At 69.7% G+C, this 21856-nt stretch carries 22 protein-coding genes; 5 read left to right on the forward strand and 17 right to left on the reverse strand.

Translation table 11 applies throughout. The annotated features are described in order from the left end of the window. The first annotated feature begins 42 nt into the window (after positions 1-42). From ACFQ7F_RS09835 to ACFQ7F_RS09845, 3 genes are read left to right on the forward strand one after another with little or no spacing between them, the layout of a single operon-like run. Positions 43-573, forward strand: a complete 531-nt coding sequence (locus ACFQ7F_RS09835) for a carboxymuconolactone decarboxylase family protein (protein ID WP_383268749.1) — start codon at positions 43-45, stop codon at positions 571-573. After that, positions 570-1016 (forward strand): carboxymuconolactone decarboxylase family protein, encoded by a 447-nt coding sequence (locus ACFQ7F_RS09840; RefSeq protein WP_383268751.1) that lies wholly within the window; start codon positions 570-572, stop codon positions 1014-1016. The genes ACFQ7F_RS09835 and ACFQ7F_RS09840 overlap by 4 nt, the downstream gene beginning before the upstream one ends. Then, positions 1013-1741 carry an isocitrate lyase/phosphoenolpyruvate mutase family protein gene (locus ACFQ7F_RS09845; protein WP_383268754.1) on the forward strand — a complete coding sequence of 243 codons (729 nt, stop codon included), beginning with the start codon at positions 1013-1015 and terminating at the stop codon, positions 1739-1741. Before ACFQ7F_RS09840 ends, ACFQ7F_RS09845 begins: the two co-directional genes overlap by 4 nt. Before the next feature lie 97 nt (positions 1742-1838). Here the strand turns inward: ACFQ7F_RS09845 and ACFQ7F_RS09850 are convergent, their stop codons facing one another. The 12 genes from ACFQ7F_RS09850 to ACFQ7F_RS09905 form a co-directional block, all read right to left on the reverse strand. After that, positions 1839-2801, reverse strand: coding sequence for a glycine betaine ABC transporter substrate-binding protein (locus ACFQ7F_RS09850; protein ID WP_383268756.1), 963 nt, complete (start codon positions 2799-2801; stop codon positions 1839-1841). Between the two features lie 57 nt (positions 2802-2858). Next, positions 2859-4874, reverse strand: coding sequence for an ABC transporter permease (locus tag ACFQ7F_RS09855; protein ID WP_383268759.1), 2016 nt, complete (start codon positions 4872-4874; stop codon positions 2859-2861). After that, positions 4871-5965, reverse strand: a complete 1095-nt coding sequence (locus ACFQ7F_RS09860; protein WP_383268762.1) for a glycine betaine/L-proline ABC transporter ATP-binding protein — start codon at positions 5963-5965, stop codon at positions 4871-4873. Before ACFQ7F_RS09860 ends, ACFQ7F_RS09855 begins: the two co-directional genes overlap by 4 nt. Next, on the reverse strand, positions 5962-7500 hold the full coding sequence (locus ACFQ7F_RS09865; RefSeq protein ID WP_383268765.1) for a GMC family oxidoreductase: 1539 nt from the start codon (positions 7498-7500) through the stop codon (positions 5962-5964). Before ACFQ7F_RS09865 ends, ACFQ7F_RS09860 begins: the two co-directional genes overlap by 4 nt. Positions 7501-7637: 137 nt before the next feature. Beyond that, the gene (locus tag ACFQ7F_RS09870) at positions 7638-9167 is read right to left on the reverse strand and encodes an aldehyde dehydrogenase family protein (RefSeq protein WP_383268768.1); all 1530 of its coding nucleotides are present in this window, start codon (positions 9165-9167) and stop codon (positions 7638-7640) included. Positions 9168-9312: 145 nt separating this feature from the next. Continuing rightward, on the reverse strand, positions 9313-9867 hold the full coding sequence (locus tag ACFQ7F_RS09875; protein ID WP_383268770.1) for a hypothetical protein: 555 nt from the start codon (positions 9865-9867) through the stop codon (positions 9313-9315). Further along, positions 9864-10112, reverse strand: a complete 249-nt coding sequence (locus tag ACFQ7F_RS09880; RefSeq protein ID WP_383268772.1) for a helix-turn-helix transcriptional regulator — start codon at positions 10110-10112, stop codon at positions 9864-9866. Before ACFQ7F_RS09880 ends, ACFQ7F_RS09875 begins: the two co-directional genes overlap by 4 nt. Before the next feature lie 57 nt (positions 10113-10169). Continuing rightward, positions 10170-10949, reverse strand: coding sequence for a hypothetical protein (locus ACFQ7F_RS09885; protein WP_383268774.1), 780 nt, complete (start codon positions 10947-10949; stop codon positions 10170-10172). A 7-nt stretch (positions 10950-10956) separates the two neighbouring features. Next, entirely contained in the window at positions 10957-11334 is a 378-nt protein-coding gene (locus tag ACFQ7F_RS09890; RefSeq protein ID WP_383268777.1) for a hypothetical protein, read from the reverse strand. Next, on the reverse strand, positions 11331-13169 hold the full coding sequence (locus ACFQ7F_RS09895) for a hypothetical protein (RefSeq protein ID WP_383268780.1): 1839 nt from the start codon (positions 13167-13169) through the stop codon (positions 11331-11333). Before ACFQ7F_RS09895 ends, ACFQ7F_RS09890 begins: the two co-directional genes overlap by 4 nt. 175 nt (positions 13170-13344) lie before the next feature. Further along, complete coding sequence (locus ACFQ7F_RS09900; RefSeq protein ID WP_383268783.1) at positions 13345-14334, reverse strand: malate dehydrogenase; 990 nt, start codon at positions 14332-14334, stop codon at positions 13345-13347. Between the two features lie 404 nt (positions 14335-14738). Beyond that, the gene (locus tag ACFQ7F_RS09905; RefSeq protein ID WP_383268786.1) at positions 14739-15917 is read right to left on the reverse strand and encodes an XRE family transcriptional regulator; all 1179 of its coding nucleotides are present in this window, start codon (positions 15915-15917) and stop codon (positions 14739-14741) included. 355 nt (positions 15918-16272) lie between these two features. Here ACFQ7F_RS09905 and ACFQ7F_RS09910 point away from each other — a divergent pair, with 355 nt between their 5' ends. Further along, positions 16273-16818 carry a peptidoglycan-binding protein gene (locus ACFQ7F_RS09910; protein WP_383268788.1) on the forward strand — a complete coding sequence of 182 codons (546 nt, stop codon included), beginning with the start codon at positions 16273-16275 and terminating at the stop codon, positions 16816-16818. 94 nt (positions 16819-16912) lie between these two features. Here ACFQ7F_RS09910 and ACFQ7F_RS09915 read toward each other — a convergent pair whose 3' ends face one another. The 3 genes from ACFQ7F_RS09915 to ACFQ7F_RS09925 all read right to left on the reverse strand — a co-directional run bounded on the left by ACFQ7F_RS09915 (position 16913) and on the right by ACFQ7F_RS09925 (position 19553). Continuing rightward, positions 16913-17416, reverse strand: coding sequence for a helix-turn-helix domain-containing protein (locus tag ACFQ7F_RS09915; protein WP_383268791.1), 504 nt, complete (start codon positions 17414-17416; stop codon positions 16913-16915). Between the two features lie 298 nt (positions 17417-17714). After that, complete coding sequence (locus tag ACFQ7F_RS09920; protein ID WP_383268793.1) at positions 17715-18398, reverse strand: response regulator; 684 nt, start codon at positions 18396-18398, stop codon at positions 17715-17717. After that, positions 18399-19553 (reverse strand): sensor histidine kinase, encoded by a 1155-nt coding sequence (locus tag ACFQ7F_RS09925; RefSeq protein WP_383268796.1) that lies wholly within the window; start codon positions 19551-19553, stop codon positions 18399-18401. Positions 19554-19809: 256 nt separating this feature from the next. On the opposite strand from ACFQ7F_RS09925, the gene ACFQ7F_RS09930 reads away from it, so the two are divergent. Further along, positions 19810-20334, forward strand: coding sequence for a peptidoglycan-binding protein (locus ACFQ7F_RS09930; protein ID WP_383268799.1), 525 nt, complete (start codon positions 19810-19812; stop codon positions 20332-20334). Between the two features lie 82 nt (positions 20335-20416). Here ACFQ7F_RS09930 and ACFQ7F_RS09935 read toward each other — a convergent pair whose 3' ends face one another. Both ACFQ7F_RS09935 and ACFQ7F_RS09940 read right to left on the reverse strand, forming a co-directional pair. Then, positions 20417-20944, reverse strand: coding sequence for a DUF3017 domain-containing protein (locus ACFQ7F_RS09935; protein ID WP_383268801.1), 528 nt, complete (start codon positions 20942-20944; stop codon positions 20417-20419). 19 nt (positions 20945-20963) lie between these two features. After that, positions 20964-21830, reverse strand: a complete 867-nt coding sequence (locus tag ACFQ7F_RS09940; RefSeq protein WP_383268803.1) for a bifunctional methylenetetrahydrofolate dehydrogenase/methenyltetrahydrofolate cyclohydrolase — start codon at positions 21828-21830, stop codon at positions 20964-20966. Positions 21831-21856: the final 26 nt, after the last annotated feature.

Raw genomic sequence — 21856 nt, forward strand, 5'->3', positions numbered from 1 at the left:
TGGACCATACCGTTGGGCTACTACGGTCGTACGGTCGATGGCATGGCGACGAACGAGAACACGAACGAGAACACGCGGACCGGGGAACAGAGCACGGAATACCTTCACGAGCACACGCCCCGCCTCGACTGGCACCAGCACGCCCCCGAGGTCTTCAAGGCGATGATCCGGCTCGACGCCGCCGCACGTAAGGGCGTCGACCCGGTGATCCTGGAGCTCGTCAAGATCCGCGCCTCCCAGCTGAACCACTGCGCGCTCTGCCTCGACATGCACAGCAAGGACGCTCTGGCGGCGGGCGAGAGCGTCGAGCGGATCATCCAGCTCAGCGCCTGGGAGGAGTCGCTGCACTACTACACGGCGAAGGAGATCGCCGCCCTTGAGCTGACCGAGGCGATCACCGTCCTGACGGACGGCTTCGTACCGGACGCGGTGTACGACAAGGCGGCGGCCCTCTTCGATGAGCAGGAGCTGACGCAGCTGATCGCCGCGATCACCGTGATCAACGCGTGGAACCGCTTCGGCGTCTCGACCCGTCAGGTGCCGGGCCACTACCAGGCCGGAGACCACAAGTGAGTACGCGGACCACCCACCTCGATAAGGGCGTCGGGACCGCCCTTTCCGCGCTGAGCGCCGCCGCGAAGCGCGGCCTCGGCGACCCCGTGCTCGCCGAGCTCGTGATGATGCGGGCCTCGCAGATCAACGCGTGCGCGTTCTGCCTGGACATGCACATGGACGTCGCCGTGCAGAACGGCGAGTCGCCGAAGCGGGTCGCGCTCCTCAACGCCTGGTCGGAGGGGGGAGACCTCTACAGCGAGCGCGAGCGGGCCGCCCTCGCGCTGACCGAGGCGATCACCGTACTGACGGACGGATTCGTCACGGACGAGGCGTACGAGGCTGCGGCCAAGCACTTCGATGAGGCCGAACTCGCCCATCTCATCGGGGTGATCACCGTCATCAACAGCTGGAACCGGGTGATGGTCAGCCGCCGCATCGAGCCGGGCGGGTACACGCCATGAGCCTCGTGGACGAGTTCCGCGCGCTGCACCATGGGCGTGCGCCCGGTGACCCGCTGGTTCTTCCCGGGCCGTGGGACGCGGCCAGCGCGCGGGTGTTCGAGGAGGCCGGATTCGCGGCCCTTGCCACGCCGAGCGCGGGGGTCGCGGCGTCGCTGGGGTACGCGGACGGCGAGGTGCCCCCGGACGAGATGTTCGCGGCGGTGGCCCGGATCGTGCGGTCGGTGTCCGCGTCCGTACCCGTGTCCGCGGACATCGAGGACGGCTACGGTCTGCCGCCGAAGGAGCTGGTGGAGCGGCTCCTGGAGACGGGCGCGGTCGGCTGCAACCTGGAGGACTCGTCGGGCGGGGTTCTGAAGGATCCGCGCGAGCAGGCGGAGTGGCTGGCGGAGGTACGTTCCGTCGCGGGCGACCGGTTGTTCATCAACGCCCGTGTGGACACGTTCGTTCGGGGTGTCGCCGATCCCGGGCAGGCGATCGATCGGGCCCGTCTCTACGTGGCGGCGGGCGCGGACTGCGTCTATCCGATCCTCGCGCCGCCCGAGGTGCTTCCGCAGTTGCGGGCGGGTATCGACGGCCCCGTCAACGTGGTCGCGAAGCCGGAAGGACCGTCCCTGCGGGAGCTCGGCGAACTGGGTGCCACGCGGATCACGTTCGGGCCCGGTCTGCTGGTCCGTGCGACGGAGGCGTTGCGCGAGATCGCCGAAAGCCTGAAAGGGACCGGGTGATGCGGACATGACGGTGCCGGGCGCCCTTCGCGAAGGACACCCGGCACCGTCACACTGACGCGGTCAGCCGGTCAAGCGCCGACTGAATTCAGCGACGTCACTTCTTCGGGATCCAGGACTCCCAGACGTCCTTGTTCTCCTTGATCCACTTCTGGGCCGCGGCCTCGCCGGACATCTTGTCCTTGGCGATCGACATGGCGACCTCGTTCTGCTGGTCGGTCGTCCACTTGAAGTTCTTCAGGAACTCGGCCGCCTTGCCGCCGTCCTTGGCGAAGTCCGCGTTGAAGTACTTCTGCAGCGGGGTGTTGGCGTAGCCGCACGCGGTCTTGGCCTCGGGCACGTTGCAGCCCTCCTTGAACGGCGGCAGCTTCACCTCGACCATGTCCATGTCGGCGTTCGCCCACAGCGGCTCCCACCAGTAGCTGATGAAGGGCTCCTTGGCGGCGTACTTGCGCTGGATCTCCTTGATCTGCGCGGCCTCGTTGCCGGTGTCCTTGATCTTGTAGTTCAGCTTGAGGTTCTTGATCAGGAACTCGTCGTACGTGGTGTACGACGGGGCCGCGCCGATGAACTCGCCCTTGCCGCCACTGCGGTTGCTCTTGAAGTCCTTGGCGAACTTGTTGAGGTTCTTGTAGTCCAGGATCTCCGGGTGCTTGTCCGCGTAGTACTTCGGCACGTACCAGCCGATGTGCCCCGTGACGCCCAGGTCGCCGCCCTTGACGACCGTCTTCTTCTGGTCGATGTAGAGCTTCTGCTTCTTGGGCTGGCCGTTCCAGTCCTCCAGGATCGCGTCGGCCTTGCCGTTGTTCAGCGCGTCCCAGGCGATCGGCTCGTCGAGCTGCTGCAGCTCGACCTTCTTGACGCCGACCTCGTCCTCGAGGAGCGCCTTGGCGACCTCGGCGTTGGCGCGGGCGCCGACCCAGGAGGGCACGGTGAGGGTGACCTCGTCGGAGTTGCCCGACGACTTGGTGTCGGCGGCGCCGCAGGCGCTGAGCGCCACCATGGACGCGGCACCGAGTCCGGCGATGACGACTGTACGTATCCGCTTGCTGTAGTTCACCTGATTGTTCCCTTACGTAGCAGGAGGGCGGGATAACGGGGAAGGGCGGACCGTACGTCAGCGCAGTGCGCGTTCCTTGACGTCGGCGCCGGGCTGGGAGATGCGGTCGAGGAGCAGACCGAGGCAGACGATCGCGATACCGGCCGTCATGCCGAGACCGAGGTCGCCCTTGGTGAGGCCCTTGACCACGTCCACGCCGAGCGCGCCGCCGCCGATCATGCCGCCGATGACGACCATGGAGAGGACGAGGACGACACCCTGGTTGAGGGCGACGAGCAACGCGGGCCGCGCCAGCGGCAGTTGGACCTGCCAGAGCTGCTGGCCGGTGGAGGCGCCGAGCGAGCGGGAGGCCTCCAGGGCCGACGGGTCGATCTGGCGGATGCCCTGGGCCGTGATGCGGATGACGGCGGGCAGCGCGTAGATGACCGAGGCCACCGCGGCGGCCGCGGGGTTGCTGCCGAAGAGCGCGATCATCGGGATCAGGTAGATGAACGCCGGCAGGGTCTGCATGGTGTCGAGCACCGGACGGATTCCCCGCTCCACCCAGGACACCCGGGCCGCGATGACACCGATGGCGAAGCCCAGGATCAGCGTGACCACCAGGGCCGCGAGCACCTGCGAGAGCGTGTCCATCGAGCGGTTCCACAGCCCCATCACGCCGATCGCGACGAGCGCGAGCACGACGGTGGCCGCCGCACGCCAGCGTCCCGCGAGGTAGGCGAGGGCACCGGCCACCAGGATCACCGCCCACCAGGGAGTGGCGAGCAGGCCGTCGAAGACCGGGTTGATGATCCAGGTGATGAAGCCGTTCGCCCAGGTGAGGGTGCCGCCGATGACCGGGATGCCGGAGCCGAGCTCGCGCTCGATCCAGCCGACGGCCTCGTTGATCGGCTGGGAGATGGAGACGACCCAGTTCTCCGGCCACTCCGTACGGCCGAGCGCCTGGCCGATGACGGCGGCGGCGGCGACCACCGCGGCCATGACGGCCCACAGGACGCGCGTCGCGAAGGCGCTGCGCGCGGGTGCCGAGTCGTCGACGCGTTCGCCGAACGCGGCGGTCGTGCGGTCGAGCCAGACGGCGATCAGCACGATCGCGATACCGGCCGGTGCCGCGAGCCCCACGTCGAGGGTGGAGATCGCCGTGAAGATCGGGTCACCCAGACCGCCGGCGCCGACCACCGTGGCGAGGACGACCATCGAGAGACACATCATGATCGTCTGGTTGAGGCCGAGCAGCATCGGCTTGCGGGCCAGCGGAAGCCGTGCCGTCCACAGCCGCTGCCATGCGCTGGCGCCGAGCGACTGGGAGGCCTCAAGGGCTGCCGCGTCGGCGCCGCGCAGGCCCAGCGAGGTGAGCCGGGCCATTGGCGGGGCGGCGTAGATGACGGTCGCCATGAAGACGGCCGGGGTGCCGACGTCGAACATCAACACGAAGGGCAGCAGATACGAGAAGGCCGGAAGCACCTGCATCGTGTCGAAGACCGGCCGCAGGATGCGCTCGGCGCGGTCGGAGAGTCCGGCCGCGAGGCCGAGAAGCACACCGACGAGTCCCGCGACGGCCACACAGACGACCATCAGGGCGAGGGTCTCCATCGCCTCTTCCCACACGTCGAGCACGCCGATCACGGCGAAGGTGCCGAAGGCGATGCCCGCGAGGGTCAGCGAGCGGCGGCGCAGTCCCGCCCCGCCCGCGTACCAGGAGATGAGCACGGCGGCGGCGATCACGCCGATGAAGCCGAGGCTCTCCAGACCGCTGAGCACACCGTCCACCGAGGACTGCGCGGTGTTGCTGATGTGCAGCAGGAAGTACAGGAAGATCGGACTGGTGTCGCGGTTCTCCGCCATCCAGGTGTTGACGTCGTCGAGCGGCGAGCGCACGTCGAAGGTCAGATCAGAGGGCCAGACGCCGTTCGCGGTGACGGCCGCCGAGACGACCGCGACAAGGAGGGCGCACAGCAGCACCATGGCCTTGGGGTTCCGCAGGAATCTGGCCAGCGGCCCGGGGTCTTCGGAAGGACCCGGCGGGGAAACACTGTCCTTCTTCTCCAGGACGGAGGTCGGGGCGGCACTCATACAGCTGCCACCTCCTTGTCCTGCGGGTCGCTGTCGAGACCCGCGACCACGGCGAGCAGCTGCTCATGGTCGACGATGCCCAGCGTGCGGCCGCCGTCCACGACGCGGCAGTACTCGCCGCTGCGCGCGACGGCCTCGATCGCGTCGACGACCAGCGTGTCCGGGCCGATCGCGGCACCGGACTCGGCCTCGTCGCCCATGGCGGGACGCATGGCGCGGCGCACGGAGATGACCTGCTCGCGCGACACGTCCTGGACGAAGTCGCGGACGTAGTCGTCGGCCGGGTTGGCGACGATGTCCTCGGGGGTGCCGAGCTGCACGATGGCGCCGTCCCGCATCAGCATGATGCGGTCGCCGAGGCGCAGTGCCTCGCTCAGGTCGTGGGTGATGAAGACCATCGTGCGGCCCTCTTCACGGTGCAGGCGGATGACCTCTTCCTGCATGTCTCGTCTGATCAGCGGGTCGAGTGCGCTGAACGGCTCGTCGAAGAGGAGCACTTCGGGGTCGACGGCGAGGGCGCGGGCCAGACCGACGCGCTGCTGCTGGCCGCCGGAGAGCTGGGTGGGGCGGCGGTCCTCCAGGCCGTCGAGGCCGACCTTGGCGACGACCTCAAGGGCCTTGGCCCGGCGCTCGGCCTTGGCCATGCCCTGGATCTCCAGGCCGTAGGCGACGTTGTCGAGGACCGAGCGGTGCGGAAGGAGGCCGAAGTTCTGGAAGACCATCGCGGCCTTGTGGCGGCGCAGTTCACGCAGCTGGTTCTTGTCCATGGCGAGCACGTCCTGGCTGTCCATGGATATCGATCCGCTGGTCGGCTCGATGAGCCGGGTCAGGGTCCGCACCAGCGTGGACTTGCCGGAGCCCGAGAGGCCCATGACGACGAAGACCTCACCGCGCTGGACGTCGAAGCTGACGTCCCGCACGGCCGCCGTGCAGCCGGTGCGCTCGCGCAGCTCGGTCGCGGAGAGGCTCGCGTACTCCTCGTTGCCCGGTATGCGATCAGCCTTGGGGCCGAAGACCTTCCACAGGTCCCGGACGGAGAATGCGGGCGCCGCCGACTCGGGGGCTTGTGTCTTCTCAGTGGTGGTGGTCATCGGACATCACTCCCGGTCAGCAGTTCCGCGCACTTTTCCCCGACCATCAGTACTCCGATCATCGGGTTCACGGCAGGCATGGTCGGGAAGACCGATGCGTCCGCGATTCGAATCCCCTCAAGGCCCCGGATCCTCAGTTCCGGGTCGACTACGGCAAGTTCATCAGTGGAAGCGCCCATTCGGCAGGTTCCTGCCGGGTGATACACGGTGTGGGCGGCCTTGCGGACGAGATCGCTGATCTCGGCGTCGTCGGTGACGTCGGGACCAGGGAAGACCTCACGCTTGAGCCACTTGGCGAAGGGCTCGGCCTGGGCGACCTTGCGGGCCAGCTTGATGCCGTCGACGAGAGTCTGCCCGTCGTAATCACTTTCGTCCTCGAAGTACTTGAAGTCGAGAGCAGGCTTTACTTCCGGGTCGTTCGATGTCAGATAGATACGTCCGCGTGCCCGAGACTTTGTGATGTTCGGCGTCATCGAGACTCCGTGCTCCGGGCGTTCGTAGCCAAGGCGCTCCGGATTGTCCGTGAACGGGATCTGGTAGAAGTGGAACATCAGATCGGGACCCTTGTGGTCCGGGTCCCGCTTCACGAACAGGCCCGCGTCGGAGTCCATCGCGGAGTTGCCGGGGATCGGCCCGTTGGTCTCCCAGACGATGACCGACTCGGGGTGGTCCAGGAGGTTCTCGCCGACGCCCGGCAGGTCGTGCACGACGGGGATGCCGAGGGCTTCGAGGTCCCCAGCGCGGCCGATGCCGGAGTGCATGAGCAGACGCGGGGTGTCGACGGCTCCCGCGCAGACAAGCACCTCACGGCGGGCGGTGAGCAGGTGCTCCGCGCCGTCCTTCGTACGGATGTGGACGCCGCGGGCGGTCTTGCCCTCGAACTCCAGCTTGGTGGCCCAGGTCTCCAGGAAGAGGTGGAGGTTCGGGCGGTCACCGGCCTCCATGTGGGGGTGGAGGTAGGCGACGGACGCGGAGGAGCGCTTGTTGTTCTCCGGGTGGTACGAGAGGTCGAAGAAGCCGACGCCCTCGTCGAAGGGCTTGTCGTTGAAGCCGATGACCTCGGGGACGCCCAGGGCGCTCTGCGCGGCCTCGACCCAGTCCGTGGCGATCTGGTTCTGGTCCTTCTTGGCGACGCGCACGACGTTGTTGCGCAGCTTGCCGAAGAAGGGGTCCATCGCCGCGGAGCCCCAGCCGGTGGCTCCCGCCTCTTCCCACTCGTCCCAGTCGGACGGCAGCGGCTTGAACGAGATCAGGGTGTTGTGCGACGAACAGCCGCCGAGGACCTTGGCGCGGCTGTGCAGGATGTGCGAGTTGCCGCGCGGCTGCTCGGTGGTGGTGTAGCCGTAGTCGAGGTCGCCGCCGAGGAGGCCGAGCCATCGGCGCAGCGTGAGGACGTCCTCGCGGTCGATGTCGCTCGGGCCGCCCTCGATGACGGCGACGGTGACGTCCGGGTCCTCGGTGAGGCGGGACGCGATCACCGATCCTGCGGTGCCGCCGCCGACGATGACGTAGTCGTACTCGGTGGTCTCAACCATGCGTGCTGCTCCTCTTCCTGCGAGGTGTGGTGCAAGGTGCTCGCGCTTATTGAGCGGGGGGTGCTCGGACATTCGGACATGCATACGTGCGCGGGGGCGGGACTGCCGCCCCCGCGCACGCCTCTACGTTGTGGGCCTCAGCCCGCGAACCAGCGGACGGGCTGCGGTGCGAGGTTCTGGTAGATGTGCTTGGACTCGCGGTACTCGGCGAGCCCGGCGGGTCCGAGCTCGCGCCCGACGCCGCTCTTGCCGAAGCCGCCCCACTCCGCCTGCGGCAGGTAGGGGTGGAAGTCGTTGATCCAGATCGTGCCGTGGCGCAGGCGCCGCGCCATGCGGCGGCCAAGGGCCGCGTCGTTGGTCCAGACGGCGCCCGCGAGACCGTACTCGGTGTCGTTGGCGAGCGTGACGGCTTCGTCCTCGGTGCGGAAGGTCTCGACGGTCAGGACCGGGCCGAAGACCTCTTCGCGTACGACGCGCATCTCGCGGTGGCACTGGTCGAGCACGGTCGGCTCGTAGAAGTAGCCGGTCGCGGGACGGACTTCGCTGGGCTCGGGGCGCTTGCCGCCGGAGCGCAGCACCGCACCCTCTTCAAGGGCGGACGCGACGTACGACTCGGTCTTCTCGCGCTGCTGCTGCGAGACGAGCGGGCCGCACTCGACGCCGTCCTCGGTACCGCGGCCGAGCTTGATCTTTGTGGCCCTGCGGGCGAGTTCGGCGACGAAGCGCTCGCGCACCGACTCCTCGATGATGAGGCGGCCACCGGCGGAGCAGACCTGCCCGCTGTGGATGAAGGCGGCGTTCAGCGCCTGGTCGACGGCGGTGTCGAAGCCCTCTTCGGTGGCGCAGGCGTCGGCGAAGACGACGTTCGGGTTCTTGCCGCCGAGCTCCAGGGCGACCTTCTTGACGCCGAGGGCGGCGGCCTGGGCGACCTTGGTGCCGGAGACGAGGCCGCCGGTGAAGGAGACCAGGTCGACGTCGGGGTGGTCGGACAGGCGCGCGCCGACACTCTGGCCGGGGCCCGTCACGATGTTCGCGACACCGGCCGGGAGGCCCGCCTCGACGAGCAGCTCGATCAGCGCGACCGTCGTCAGCGGAGTGACCTCACTCGGCTTGATGACGAAGGTGTTGCCCGCGGCGAGCGCGGGGGCGATCTTCCAGCTGGCCTGCAGGAGGGGGTAGTTCCACGGCGTGATCATCGTGCAGACGCCGACCGGCTCGTGCACGACGACACTGTGGATGTCGTCGGAGCCCGCGTCGACCACACGGCCCGCGCCCTCGCCGATCACCAGGTCGGCGAAGTACCGGAAGGCGTCGGCGACGCAGTCGACGTCGACGCGGCCCTCCTCGACGGTCTTGCCGGCGTCGCGGCTCTCCAGGAGCCCGATCTTCTCCCGGTCGCGTACGAGGAGGTCTGCCACGCGGCGCAGCAGTGCGGCCCGTTCGGCGACGGGCGTGGCCGGCCACGGTCCGTGGTCGAACGCCTCACGTGCGGCGGCGATGGCCGCGTCGGTGTCCTCGGTGCCGCCCTCGGCGATCAGTGCGAACGGCTTGGCATCCGCCGGGTCGAGGATCTCGCGCGTGGCGCCGGAGAGGGCGTTTCGCCACTCTCCGCCCACATGGATGGTCTGTTGTGCGGACACGTCCCGTTTGCCTTCCGTTCCTGTCATTCGCCCCGCCTGTCACTCGCGGTAGCCGGGTCCACCTGCCCTGAGGGGGAGGAACCATGCGCATTACATAACCGAAAGTGCGCTGTGTCACTGCGTGTGCAGGCACTTGGAGCGAAAGGAGCGGAGAAGGGCGGGTTTGTACTCGCTAGCCGTCGACCTCGTCCGGGTCCGGGTCCGCGGGCTCGTCCCGTACGGCGAGCCCCGCCACCCACAGCGGCATCAGCCAGTGCACGACGAACGCGGTGAAGAGCACCGGGAAGAGCAGCCCTTCGGTGTCCCACCCTTGGTACGCGGCGAATCCCGCGACGACGGCGGCGGCGAGGAGCAGCCACAGCATCATCTGACGGGCGCGTGCCGCGACACGGACCCGCTCCGCGCGCTGCCGCTCGTCGAGGACGCGTTCGCGCAGTTCGAGGAGGCCGCGCGTGGCGGCGTTGATGACGCCGGTGGCGACACACCACGGCAGGAGGAGCGCGAGCATCGTCCACATCGCCCAGCGCTGCTCACCGACGACCGTCAGGAGCCAGGCCGCGACGCTCGCCGCGGTCAGGGCTATGTGGGCGCCGACCGCGTACCGCCTGCGGGCGGCCGTGGCGTACATCGGCGCCGCCTCGCGCCGGTTCATGAGCGCGAGCATCCGCCGGTCGTACCCGGTCATCTCCTGCGCCCGCGCCTCCCGCACCCGCTGCTGGTCCGTCATCCCTGACTCCTCCCGTAGACCTCGTCCGTGAGCGGGCGGAACGGCTCTAGGGAGAACAGCGCCTCCACCGGAAGCCCGAAGAAGTCCGCGATCCGCAGCGCCAGGTCGAGGCTCGGGTTGTACTGCCCACGCTCGATGTAGCCGATGGTCTGGTAGTGGACCCCCACCGCCTCGGCCAGGCTCTGGCGCGACACCTTTCGCTCCGCGCGCACCATCGCCAACCTGTTGTGCACCTGCTCGCCCATGTATAAGAAGTACTACATCTGTGAACAGATACGCAACAGAGGCGGCTTGCGGCCAGTTCAGTCAGAGCTTGGCGGCGCGGGGCAGATCTCGTCCGGAGGACAGAACCAGGACAGGGCGGTCGTCATGAACTCCTCCTCCTCGTCCCTCCCGTCCGCACCGGAGCCGTACACCGCAAGGGCGTACAGCTTGCCGTCCACCGCCTCGAAGCGATGGTCGATGACATGCCACCCGCCGATGTCCGGCTCGCCCTGGAACCGGTCGGCCGCATAGTCGAGCCGGGCCGCCGGGCGGCCGCCGTCATCCGAGCGCTTCAGCGGGGCGAGCTGGTCGAAGCCGACGGGCGGCGGCATCTTCAACCAGGCCCGGAGCGATGCGTACGGGGACGACTCGGCCACCCGGTACACCTGCAGCCGCCTGTCACCCTTCGGGCTGCGGTAGTTGACGACGTTGTAGCCCTCGTCGCCCCGGTCCACGTCACGGACCCAGCCCCGCGGGAGGGCAAGGCGGTAGCCCTCCTCGTCGGACACCTCCTCGTACGGGGCGGGTGGCACGCCCGCGGGGGAGGGCGCCGCGGTGTCCCCGCCCTCGGCCTCCGCGCCCGCCCCCGCGCCGCGCGCGGGCCGATCGAGCACCGTGAGGTACCCCGTCGGCTGCGGCTCGTCCTTCCAGCCGAGCGCCCAGGCGCCGAAGACCAGGCCGCACACCGCGAGGACCGCCACGGCGCCGCGCAGCGCCTTGTCCTGGCGCACCGCGTCCCGCCCGTGGAGCTCGACGATCCGCTGCTCCTGCTCATGGCCGACCCACTCCTGGCGGTCGTCGTCGAAGATCAGCACCACTCGTCACTCAGCCCGTGATCTGGGCGATCGCCTGGAGCACGGCCGTCACGGAGGCGGCTGTCGCGGCAGCCGCGCCGTACTGCTCAAGGCGTGTCCGGAGCCTGCCGAGCAGACCGCTGTCCGTGCGGCCGCGGCCGATCTCCCTTTCCGCTTCGTCCAGTTCGGCGTCGAGTGCCTCGTCGTCGGGCGTGCGCTCGGCCGCCCGGCTCAGCTCGCCGCGGAGCGCCCGGACCTGGGTGAGCAGGTGCTGCTGCTTCGGATCGGCCACCACCACCGTGTGGTTGGTGGACTCGGCCGTGCCGTGCGAGCCGAAGGCCTGCGAGCCACCGCTGATCGAACCAATCTGGACGTGCGCACCGCCGCCGCTGTCCCCGTCGCCGCTCATGCCGTGCTCCTCTCGCTGTGCGTGGCCTTGCCGTGGGAGCCGGTGGCGAGTGCGCCGCCGGACATCTCCGAGATGTAGACCCCGCTGTTGTTGATCTGCGTGATGTTCTGTTCGAGGCGGTCCGTGCGAAACCCGCCTGCCCGCAGCGCGTCACGGACGCCCTCGCCGATGCGGTCCTGGAGGGTGCGGGTGTAGCGGGCGACGTCCATCTCCTGGAAGAGCGAGAGGTCGTCGGTGCTGGCCAATTGGCGCAACGAGACCAGCGGGGCGTCCGGCGGCACCTGCACGGGGCGGCCGATGCCGAGCCGGGAGCACAGGGACCGCAGAGCGTTCGCGGCGGGCGGTGCGGGGATCGTCACCCCTTCGGACGTGGCTTCGGGCTGGGCGAGCCACAGCCGGAACGAGGGGACGAGCGAGGGCAGCGCGCGCAGGGCCGCGATACCGATCGCCACGCCGACCGCGGGGCCGTCGACGCAGGCGCGCAGGGCGTCACGGACCGGGCCCTCCGGTTCGCGGGCCACGATCGTGTCGACCTCGCGGAACTCGGGGACGATCGGCCCGAGCACGTGCGGCACCACTTCGAGGACCAGCATGCCGCCCTGGGTGTGCACCCTGACCAGGAGCGAGACGACGACCTGTTCGTTCCAGGCGCCGACCCGGATCCGCAGGAAGTGGCGCCGCGCCTCGCCGCCCTCGCCCGCCGCCCGTTCGAGATGCCGGGCGGCCTGTCCGGTGTCGTAGAGCCCCGCGGTCTCGTACCCCTGCCCGGTGTAGAGCTGCTCGTCGCGGCCCGCGCCCGCGGGGAGGTAGACGAACTCCTCGATCTCCAGGTCACGCAGCCGGTCCACGCTGGTGGCCGCGGCGGACCGGCGCAGGTCCTTCAGACGTGGCTCGATCATCTTGATGACCTCGCGCGCGGCCAGCGTCTCGTACGCGCGCTGGGACGGCACCACGCCGATCCCGCAGTCCTTCTCCTTCTCGGCGCGCCGCAGTTCGAGCACCACCGACCACGGCTTGCGGGGCTTTCCCGCGCCCACGAAGGGGCGGTTGGCGTCGTAGAGGGTCACGGGCGCGTTCTGCTCGCGGTGGATGCACTCGGCGATGCGCGAGAATCGCCGGGGGATGCCGGGCTGTTCGGTCTCGGCGAAGGCCTGCCGGGCGAGGTGCGTGCGCAGGATCCGCTTGCTCAGGAACTGATGGCGCCAGACCACGGCCGCGATGAGCAGCGGGAAGATCACGGGGTACGGGGTCTCCCTGATCACGGCGATCGCGGAGAAGCCGTACGCGGCGGCGCACCACCACACGAACGCGGTCACCAGCCAGCCGATCCTGCGCCGCAGCCAGGCCAGCGGCGGGGGAAGCTCCATCCGCCGCAGTGTCCCGCCGTCCGTGCCGCGGCCCGAGACGACCCGGGCCAGCCAGAGGAGCAGGACCACCACGGCGTACGCGATCGCCCAGCCGCCCGGCACGAAGGCGCCGAACGTGCCGCCCGGGCCCGAGTCGACGACGTCGTGCGGGTCTAGGGCGAGCAGCGCGAGGTCGGCGCCGGACACACCCGAATCGCCGCCGCCGGAGTCTTCGAGGGCATCCCAGACCATCACCGCGTCGGTGACGAGAAACCCGATCCACACGGCTGCCAGGAGCAGCGCGGTGAACAGTTCCTCGCGCCGGGCGCGCAGGGCGTGCGCGAGCACCGGAAGTACATCGGCACCGAGCGGCGGCGCCACGGGGCGCTCCGCGTGGCCGACGAGTTCTGAGACGACCTTCCTGCGAAACACCGCGTCCAGATGGACGCCGGCGCACAGCAGTCTGGTGGCCTCGGTATTACCTGCCATGGCCAACTCCGTCAGGATAAAGCGGAATTGGAGAGTAACTGAGCGTGTACACCCTGGCCACAGAAAGGCGTTTTTACCCCTCGGACAAGTGAAAGAACGCACCTCGCCCCCGGCTGCCGATCACGTGGCTGCCGGGGGCGAGAGGGCGTACTGAAGGGTCGTGCTGAAGGGCGTACTAGATGAGGTCGAGGCCGCGAACCGCCTCGCGCTCCTCGGTGAGCTCCTGCACGGACGCGTCGATGCGCGTGCGCGAGAAGTCGTTGATCTCCAGGCCCTGGACGATCTCGTACGTGCCGTTGTTGGTGGTGACGGGGAAGGAGGAGATGAGGCCCTCCGGAACGCCGTACGAACCGTCCGACGGGATACCCATGGAGGTCCAGTCACCGGCGGCCGTGCCGTTCACCCACGTGTGGACGTGGTCGATGGCGGCGTTGGCGGCGGAGGCGGCCGAGGACGCGCCACGGGCCTCGATGATCGCGGCGCCGCGCTTGGCGACGGTCGGGATGAAGTGCTCGGCGAGCCAGGACTGGTCGCTCACGACGTCCGCGGCGTTCTTGCCGGCGATCTCCGCGTGGAAGATGTCGGGGTACTGGGTGGCCGAGTGGTTGCCCCAGATGGTGAGGCGCTTGATGTCGGAGACCGGGGCGCCGGTCTTCTTCGACAGCTGCGAGAGCGCGCGGTTGTGGTCGAGGCGGGTCATCGCGGTGAAACGCTCGGCCGGTACGTCCGGGGCGGCGGCCTGCGCGATGAGCGCGTTGGTGTTGGCCGGGTTGCCCACGACGAGGACCTTGATGTCGTCCGCGGCGTTGTCGTTGATGGCCTTGCCCTGCGGCTTGAAGATGCCGCCGTTGGCGGAGAGCAGGTCGCCGCGCTCCATGCCCTTGGTGCGGGGGCGGGCGCCGACGAGGAGGGCGACGTTGGCGCCGGAGAAGGCGACGTTCGGGTCGTCACTGATCTCGATCGAGTTCAGCAGCGGGAAGGCACAGTCGTCGAGCTCCATGGCGGTGCCCTCGGCGGCCTTCAGGGCCGGCGTGATCTCGAGCAGTCGCAGATTGACCGGCACATCCGCGCCGAGCAGGTGGCCGGAGGCGATGCGGAAGAGCAGCGCGTAGCCGATCTGGCCGGCCGCGCCGGTGACGGTGACATTCACGGGAGTGCGGGTCATGGCGATCTCCGTAAGACAGCTGGCGGTGGGGGTCCCTGCCCCTTGTGCTGGATCCCTACCGACGCCACTCGATGATCGATCTCTTGGCATCAAGAGAGATCCGCCGTCAGGCTATCGCGCTCCGCCGACCCCCGAACCCCGGGAGGGTGTGGCCCACCCCACAGAGGTCATCGGGCCACCCCACAAAGATCGTCGAACCGCCCTGTCCGGGCCTCACAAAAATTTCAACGAAAAGACACGCATGGCTTCCGATCGCGAGGGCACACGGAGCAGTACCCCCACGGGAGTGGTCACACCCCCGGGCGGCCACCACGCTCCCCCCCCTGTGGTGGCCGCCACCTCCCGGGGCGCGGCCACCGCGACTCCTGATACGGCTCCTGATGCGGGCGGCGTCTGCTCCGTGGCTACTTCGTACAGCCCGTCTGACCGGCCTTGAGCGTCGCGCACGCCTCCGCCGACGCACCGTCCTTGACCGCCACCATCGGCGTGTACGCGTCGAAGTCCGCGTTCACGGTCCCGTTCGCCTTGGCGGCGCCCTCACCGGAGATCGTGACCTTGTCGCCCGGCGCCGCCTGCGTGATGCGCGCCCATGCCGCCCCGCACGTCTTGCTGTAGCGGACCTCGATCAGAGCCTTGCCCACCGTCGCGCGTGTCGTCGTGCTCGCCAACTCGCCGCCGCAGCCCATGGTCTCCGGGTCCTTGCCGGTGCAGCTCTTGCCGGTGCACTCGACGCCCGCGGGCAGGTCCTTGTCGCTCGCGGTCGGCGTCGCCGACGGCTTGGCGCTCTCGTCGCTCTTGTCGTCCTTGCCGAAGTCGGTCAGGAAGACGGCGGCGGCTATGACGACGAGGGCGCCGACGACACCGGCGAGGAACATCGTCAGCTTCCTGCGCCGCCGCTGCCGGTCGGGGGAATCCCCGCCGTGGCCCGGCCCGTGCGTACCGGGCGCCGCCCCGAAGGCCCCCAGGTCGCCTCCGCCCCCGCCTCCGCTCCCGCCCACGGGTCCGTACGAAGGCGTCTGCGGCGGCACCGTGGGCGAGACGCCCGCGGGGCCCGCGACTCCGGTGAAACTCCCGCCTGCGGAGCCGGGACGGTCGGGGCGATCAGAACGGTCGGAAGAGGCGGGACGGTCGGGACGGTCGGCGGAATCGACACCGGCACCAGAAACGGAACCGGAACCCGCGCCTGCGCCCGCGCCGTTGCGCGCCGCGCCGCTGTTCCCCTTGTCCTTGGGCGGATTCGGCCCCAGCTCTCCGAGCGCGGCCCGCGCCTGGGAGATCCGGATGGCCTGCATGGTCATGTCGTGCCGCGCCTCGGAGCGGCTCCACGCGCGCTCCGCGAGTTCCCACATGGTGATGAGGTGAACGGGGTTGGTGCCCGTCACCTCGGCAAGCGCGACGATCGCACCCTTGGGGGCGAGCAGCCGCCCGTTCAGATAGCGCTCCCACGACGTCTTGCTGTACCCGGTGCGGTCCGACACCGCGGCAATGCTCAGACCACTCCGGTCGACGAGCCTTCGCAGCTGACTGGCGAACTCCCTGACCTGCGGGTCGAGCTCATCCGGTAGCGCCTTCCAACGAGGCATTACTCCCCCTATTCCCCCCGTACGTGCCTACTTGCCCCCCGCGCGTGGTTCCCCCCGCTCTGCCCCTGGGGCAGCCCCCGCTGCTCCTGTCATGGGCTACCCAGAGGGATGCCGGAAGTCAGGATGTCAGTTCCCGGACCGGGGGCGCACGGGAGCCTTTGGGCCACTGGCGTGCACCGTCGCACTCCTTGCGGTCCGGCGTCCAGTGTCCCATCGCCGTCCCGGTCCACGATGCGGAACCCCAGGTAGCGGATTGGGACGTCCCACAACATCCCGATTGCGCGAGTTGCCCCTTCTGTGAATTGCCTCCGGGGTGAAGCATCGAAAACGTCAACGCACCACCTAGGGGGATTACATGCGGATCAGCAAGGGCAGGTCGAAGCGGCTGCTCGGCTCGGCGGTCGCCGTGACGGCGGGGGCGGCGATCGCGCTCGGCGGCACCGCGTCGCTCGCGCAGGCCAGTGGGCCACACGTCGTCGACGGCAAGGGCGCCGCGTACAACGACTGGGGCGACGAGGGCACTCTGTCCCGCCACAGCCACGCGAACAGCAACGCCACGCGCCTCTGGCAGAGCGTCCTGTACGCGGACGGCGCCAAGTGGAAGGACAGCAGCGGCCACCGGCACACGTTCAAGAAGTCGGACATCGACGGCGGCTTCGGCCGGAAGACCGAGTCGGCCACCAAGTGGTGGCAGCAGCGCGAGGACACCGAGGACGTCGACGGCATCGTCGGCAAGGAGACGTTCGGTGTCGCCGACGACTACCTGAACGGCCCGAGCGGCGGCGGCTACGTCACCTACAGCGGCTACAAGCACGACGTCGCCTTCAAGCGCCTCTCCGGCACGTACTACGTGAAGATCGACGGGAAGTGGAAGAAGGCGGCGTACAACTGGCGCGGCTGACAGCCGGCTTCACCAGCTTCGCCCGCACCCCACCCCCAGGGGCCGTCACTCCGTGGCGGCCCCGCTCCGTCTGTCCACGCGCTCTGCCTACGCGCTACCGGGCGAGGTCCCACAGCAGCACGGCGAGCAGGAACACGACGACCGCGAGCGCGGAACAGGCGACGAGGCGCCAGGACAGGGCCGCGGGGCGCCGCAGCGGAGGTCTCCACGACCGTGGCTGCGACTGCGGTTGTGGCTGTGGCTGTGGCTGTGGCTGTCTGACGGGCAGTTCCCACCAGGGCGGCGCCTCCTCCCCGCGTACGACGGCGACCTCCTCGGCCGCCGCCCTCCGCGGCCACACCCGCACCGCCAACTCCCAGCGCGCGCCGAACCGTTCGCCGTCGGCGCCCGCCACCCGGCACAGCGCGGCGACCGCCTGCCGTGGCGGTGGCTGCTGTGCGTTGAGGTAGCGCTGCCAGGAGGACTTGCTGTAGGCGGTCTCCTTGCCGAGCGCGATCAGGCTCAGACCGGTGCGGTCCTTGAGCAGTCGCAACTGTTCGACGAAATGCCGCACTTCCGGCGGAAGCGCCTCCGGAAGCGGCTGCCAGGCAGCACTCATGCTTCACCCCCAGCATGGGCCCAGTTTGCCCCCATGACGGCGGGGCCACCCGAAGCGGTTCCCTCCGCGAAGGCGGCCATCCGCTGCGGTCCGGACACACCGTGTCGGAATGGTCACCTCCATGCCACAGGGGCAAGGCAGCCCTTGTATGGATTTCGTGAGGGCATGACGCTGGATTCCGTTGGAACGGCGGCCTCCCCGCCAACCGGCGGCGCTCGTCCTCCCACGGGGGAGAGGACGGGCGCCGTCTTCTTTTCGCTTCTTCTTCGGGGCCGCCGGTTCGGGGCTGCCGCCGGGTTCAGCGACCGCCGCCGCCCGGCGTGACGAGGCCCGTCTCGTACGCCACCACCACCGCCTGTGCCCTGCTGTCCAGATCAAGCTTGGTCATCGTGCGGTTGAGGTGGGTCTTGACGGTGGCCTCGCTGATGTAGAGGCGATCGGCGATGTCCCCGTTGGACAGGCCCGTGGCGATCAGCTTCAGGACCTCGACCTCGCGCAGGGTCAACGCCCTCAGGTCGGGCGGGGGTTTGGCCGATTCACCGGTCCCCGGACCGGCCTGCCGGGCGAAAGCCTCGACGAGGCGGCAGGTGACGCTGGGCGCGAAGAGCGCGTCACCGCCACCGACGGCGGCCACCGCGGCGAGCAGGCGCTCGGGGCCCGAGTCCTTGAGCAGGAAGCCCGACGCTCCGGCCCGCAGCGCCCCGTACACGTACTCGTCGAGATCGAACGTCGTGAGCACCAGGACGCGCGGCACCGGTTCGACCGCGTCGGCGAGGATCTTCTCGGTGGCCACGATGCCGCTCATGCCGGGCATGCGGATGTCCATCAGGATCACATCGGGCCGGGTCGTCGCGGCGAGCGCGACAGCCTCCGCCCCGTCACCCGCCTCACCGACGACCTCGATGCCCGGCGCGGCACGCAACAGCCCCACCAGCCCGGCCCGGATGAGGAACTGGTCATCGACCACGAGCACCCTGGTCATTTAAGTCGCGTCGTCCCCCTGCGATGCGGCCTGCGCGGAGGTCGGCAGAGTCAGACGCACGGCGAACCCTCCCTCGCTCAGCGGGCCGATGCTGATCGTCCCGCCGTAGAGCTTGGCCCGCTCCCGCATCCCAATCAACCCATGGCCGCTCCCGGTGCCCACTCTGTCCGGAATCACCCCCTCACCGTCATTGGTGACCGAGACCGTCACATGGTGCGGCTGATACCGCAGCTCGACCGCTGCGCCGGCCCCTCGCGCATGCTTCAGTACGTTGGTCAGGGCCTCCTGGACCACGCGGTACGCGCAGAGTTCGACCCCGGGCGCGAGCTGCCGCGGCGTCCCCTCGATGTGCAGACCGACGGCGACTCCCCCGGCCCGCACCCGCTCGACCATCTCGCCGAGCCGCGCGAGCCCCGGCATCGGAGCGTCGGGCGGGCCGTCGCCGTCATCCCGCGCGCGCAGCACCCGCAGCATGCGGCGCAGCTCCTCAAGCGCTTCTCCGCTGGTGCCGGAGATGGTGGAGAGCGCGGCGTGGGCGGTGGCCGGATCCGAGGTGAAGACGAACTTCGCGAGGCCCGCCTGCACGGATATCACCGACATGTGGTGGGCGACCACGTCGTGCAACTCCCTGGCGATACGCCCGCGTTCCTCGGCCACCTCGCGCCGCGCCCGCTCGTCCTGCTCCCGCTTGAGCTGCCGGGCCAGTTCGGCGGACCGGCGGGCGACGTACCCGAACCGCCAGATCACCAGGGGGAAGCCGATGGCCTGCGCGACCACGGATGCCATCGCCGCGCCCTCGCTCACCACGCCCGCGTAGATCCAGACGGCGCTCATCAGCGCGGCGCAGGGGACGGAGACGCGGGCGGGCCGCAGGGCCGTGACGGTGTAGACGGTGAGCATGGGCGCGAAGGTGTTCACGACGGGCCAGTAGCCGGCGGTGACGTACGCGGCCCACACCAGATGCACCAGGAGCAGTACCGCGAGCGGCGCCCTGGAGCGCAACGCGACCGGCACATTGGCGAGTGCCACCAACCCGTAGCCCCGCGCGTCGAGTTGGGGCCACCCCTGCCGCGCCGACTCCTGCCCGAGGAGTACGGCGACCGTGGTCAGGGCGACCGCGATCGACGTGTCGGCGACGAGGGGGCGGATCCGCATCGCCGCAGCGTAGCCCCGGTGCGGGCGGAGGAACGTCAAACCACCGCGGTACAGCGGAAGTTGGAGGAACCGAGCCGCTACCGCGCAGGGCGCACGGCCAGATCAACCGAGTGCGGGACGACGCCCCGCCGGGCCGCCCGTAGCTTCTTGAACCAGCACCACGGGCACCGACCGACCATCGGGGACCGGCAGTTCGGGGGCAGCTCGACGGGGGACCCAACGGGGGGACCCGGGCCGCACCCCGGGGAAGGGAATCATGTCATTGCGCAAAAAGGCCGCCACGGCCGCCGTCATCGCCGCCCTCGGCGGCGGCATCGCCCTCGGTACGACTCCAGCGTCGGCGGACGTCGGTTCGGGCTACGTCTCGGGCCAGGGGTCGATCAACGACGACTGGGGCGACGAGGGCCTGCTGAGCACCACGTCCCACTCCCACAGCAACGCCACTGCCCTGTGGCAGGCCGTTCTGTGGGCGGACGGCAACCTGGCGTACTCCGGTGTGGACTGCCGGTTCGGAAGCGGCACGAAGACGGCGACCCAGAAGTGGCAGGCCGCCCGCGGCCTCGATGACGACGGCATCGTCGGGAAGAACACGTTCGGCAAGAACGACAGCAAGCTGAGCTTCAGCCATTACGAGGGCAACTTCGAGATCCACAAGTACGACGGCACCAAGCACGACTTCTGGATCAAGCGCACCAAGGGCGGTGGCGCCCACTACATCCAGGTGAGCACCCGCATCGGCTTCAAGGCGGCGTCCTACACGTCCGCATCGGCCTGCGGCTGATCCTCGCCGCGACACGGCGGTGGCCCGTCCCTCCGGGGGAGGACGGGCCACCGTCACGTGTGCACGCGGCGACACACCACCGCTAGGTGGAGATCGTCCGGTGCAGCGCGTCGCTCAGGAACGGGAGCCGCAGCCACGGATCCGGCTGTGCCATCAGGGCGAGCAGCACGATGGCCACGCCGAGAACGCCGTACGTCACCATGTCCGTGAAGCGCGAACGCACCGCCAGCATGCCGACGCCGGGCAGCGCCCACCGCATGACGGCGCCCCCGATCAGCGCGACGCCGATCAGTATCGTGCCGACGCGGAACACGTCGAAGGCCGTGAGCAGCAGCCCGAGCCCCACCGTCGAGAGCACGCTGAGCAGCGGCCACTGCCGGGCGGGCGCGGGGGCGTCACCGGCCGCGGCCCGGCCGCCGCCCTCGGGACGCGCGGTGTCCCGGGTCAGGAGAGGAAAGCGCCGCGTGGTCTTCTTCGGCCCGTCGGGTCCTGGCGCACTGACGTGGCCCTTGGCCTCGGTGTCCGCCACGGCCACGGCGTCCGCCCCGGCATCCGTGGCGTCGACGTCGACGTCGGCCCGCGTTGCCCCTTGGTCAGGTTCTGCGCTCATGGGCTCACCCTTTCCCGGTTCAGCTCGCGGCGGCGGTCGCGGCGCGCTCGGCGGCCTCGACGACGTTGACGAGCAGCTGCGCGCGCGTCATCGGGCCGACGCCGCCGGGGTTCGGCGAGATCCACCCGGCGACCTCGCGGACGCCCGGGTGCACGTCGCCGACGATCTTGCCGGTCTCGTCGCGCGAGACGCCGACGTCCAGGATCGCGGCGCCCGGCTTCACGTCCTCGGGCTTGATCAGGTGCGGTACGCCCGCCGCGGCCACGATGATGTCGGCCTGCTTCAGGTGCGTGGACAGGTCGCGCGTACCGGTGTGGCACTGCGTCACCGTCGCGTTCTCCGAGCGGCGGGTGAGCAGGAGCGGCATCGAGCGGCCGATCGTCACACCGCGGCCGACGACCACGACCTCGGCGCCGTTGATCTCCACGCCGTACTGACGGAGCAGCGTGATGATGCCGAACGGGGTGCAGGGCAGCGGCGCGGGCTCGTTCAGGACGAGGCGGCCGAGGTTCATCGGGTGCAGGCCGTCGGCATCCTTGTCCGGGTCCATGAGTTCGAGGACGCGGTTCTCGTCGATGCCCTTGGGCAGCGGGAGCTGGACGATGTAGCCGGTGCAGGCGGGGTCCTCGTTGAGCTCGCGGACGACGGCCTCGATCTCGTCCTGCGTCGCGGTGGCGGGCAGTTCACGCTGGATGGAGGCGATGCCGACCTGCGCGCAGTCGCGGTGCTTCCCGGCGACGTACTTCTGGCTGCCCGGGTCGTCACCGACCAGAACAGTCCCGAGGCCGGGCGTGAGGCCCCTCTCCTTCAGGGCCGCCACGCGGGCGGTCAGTTCGGACTTGATCGCGGCTGCGGTGGCCTTGCCATCGAGAATCTGGGCGGTCATGACTCCATCTTCCCGGATGAGGCCCG

The sequence above is a fragment of the Streptomyces sp. NPDC056486 genome (assembly GCF_042795295.1).
Classification (GTDB): domain Bacteria; phylum Actinomycetota; class Actinomycetes; order Streptomycetales; family Streptomycetaceae; genus Streptomyces.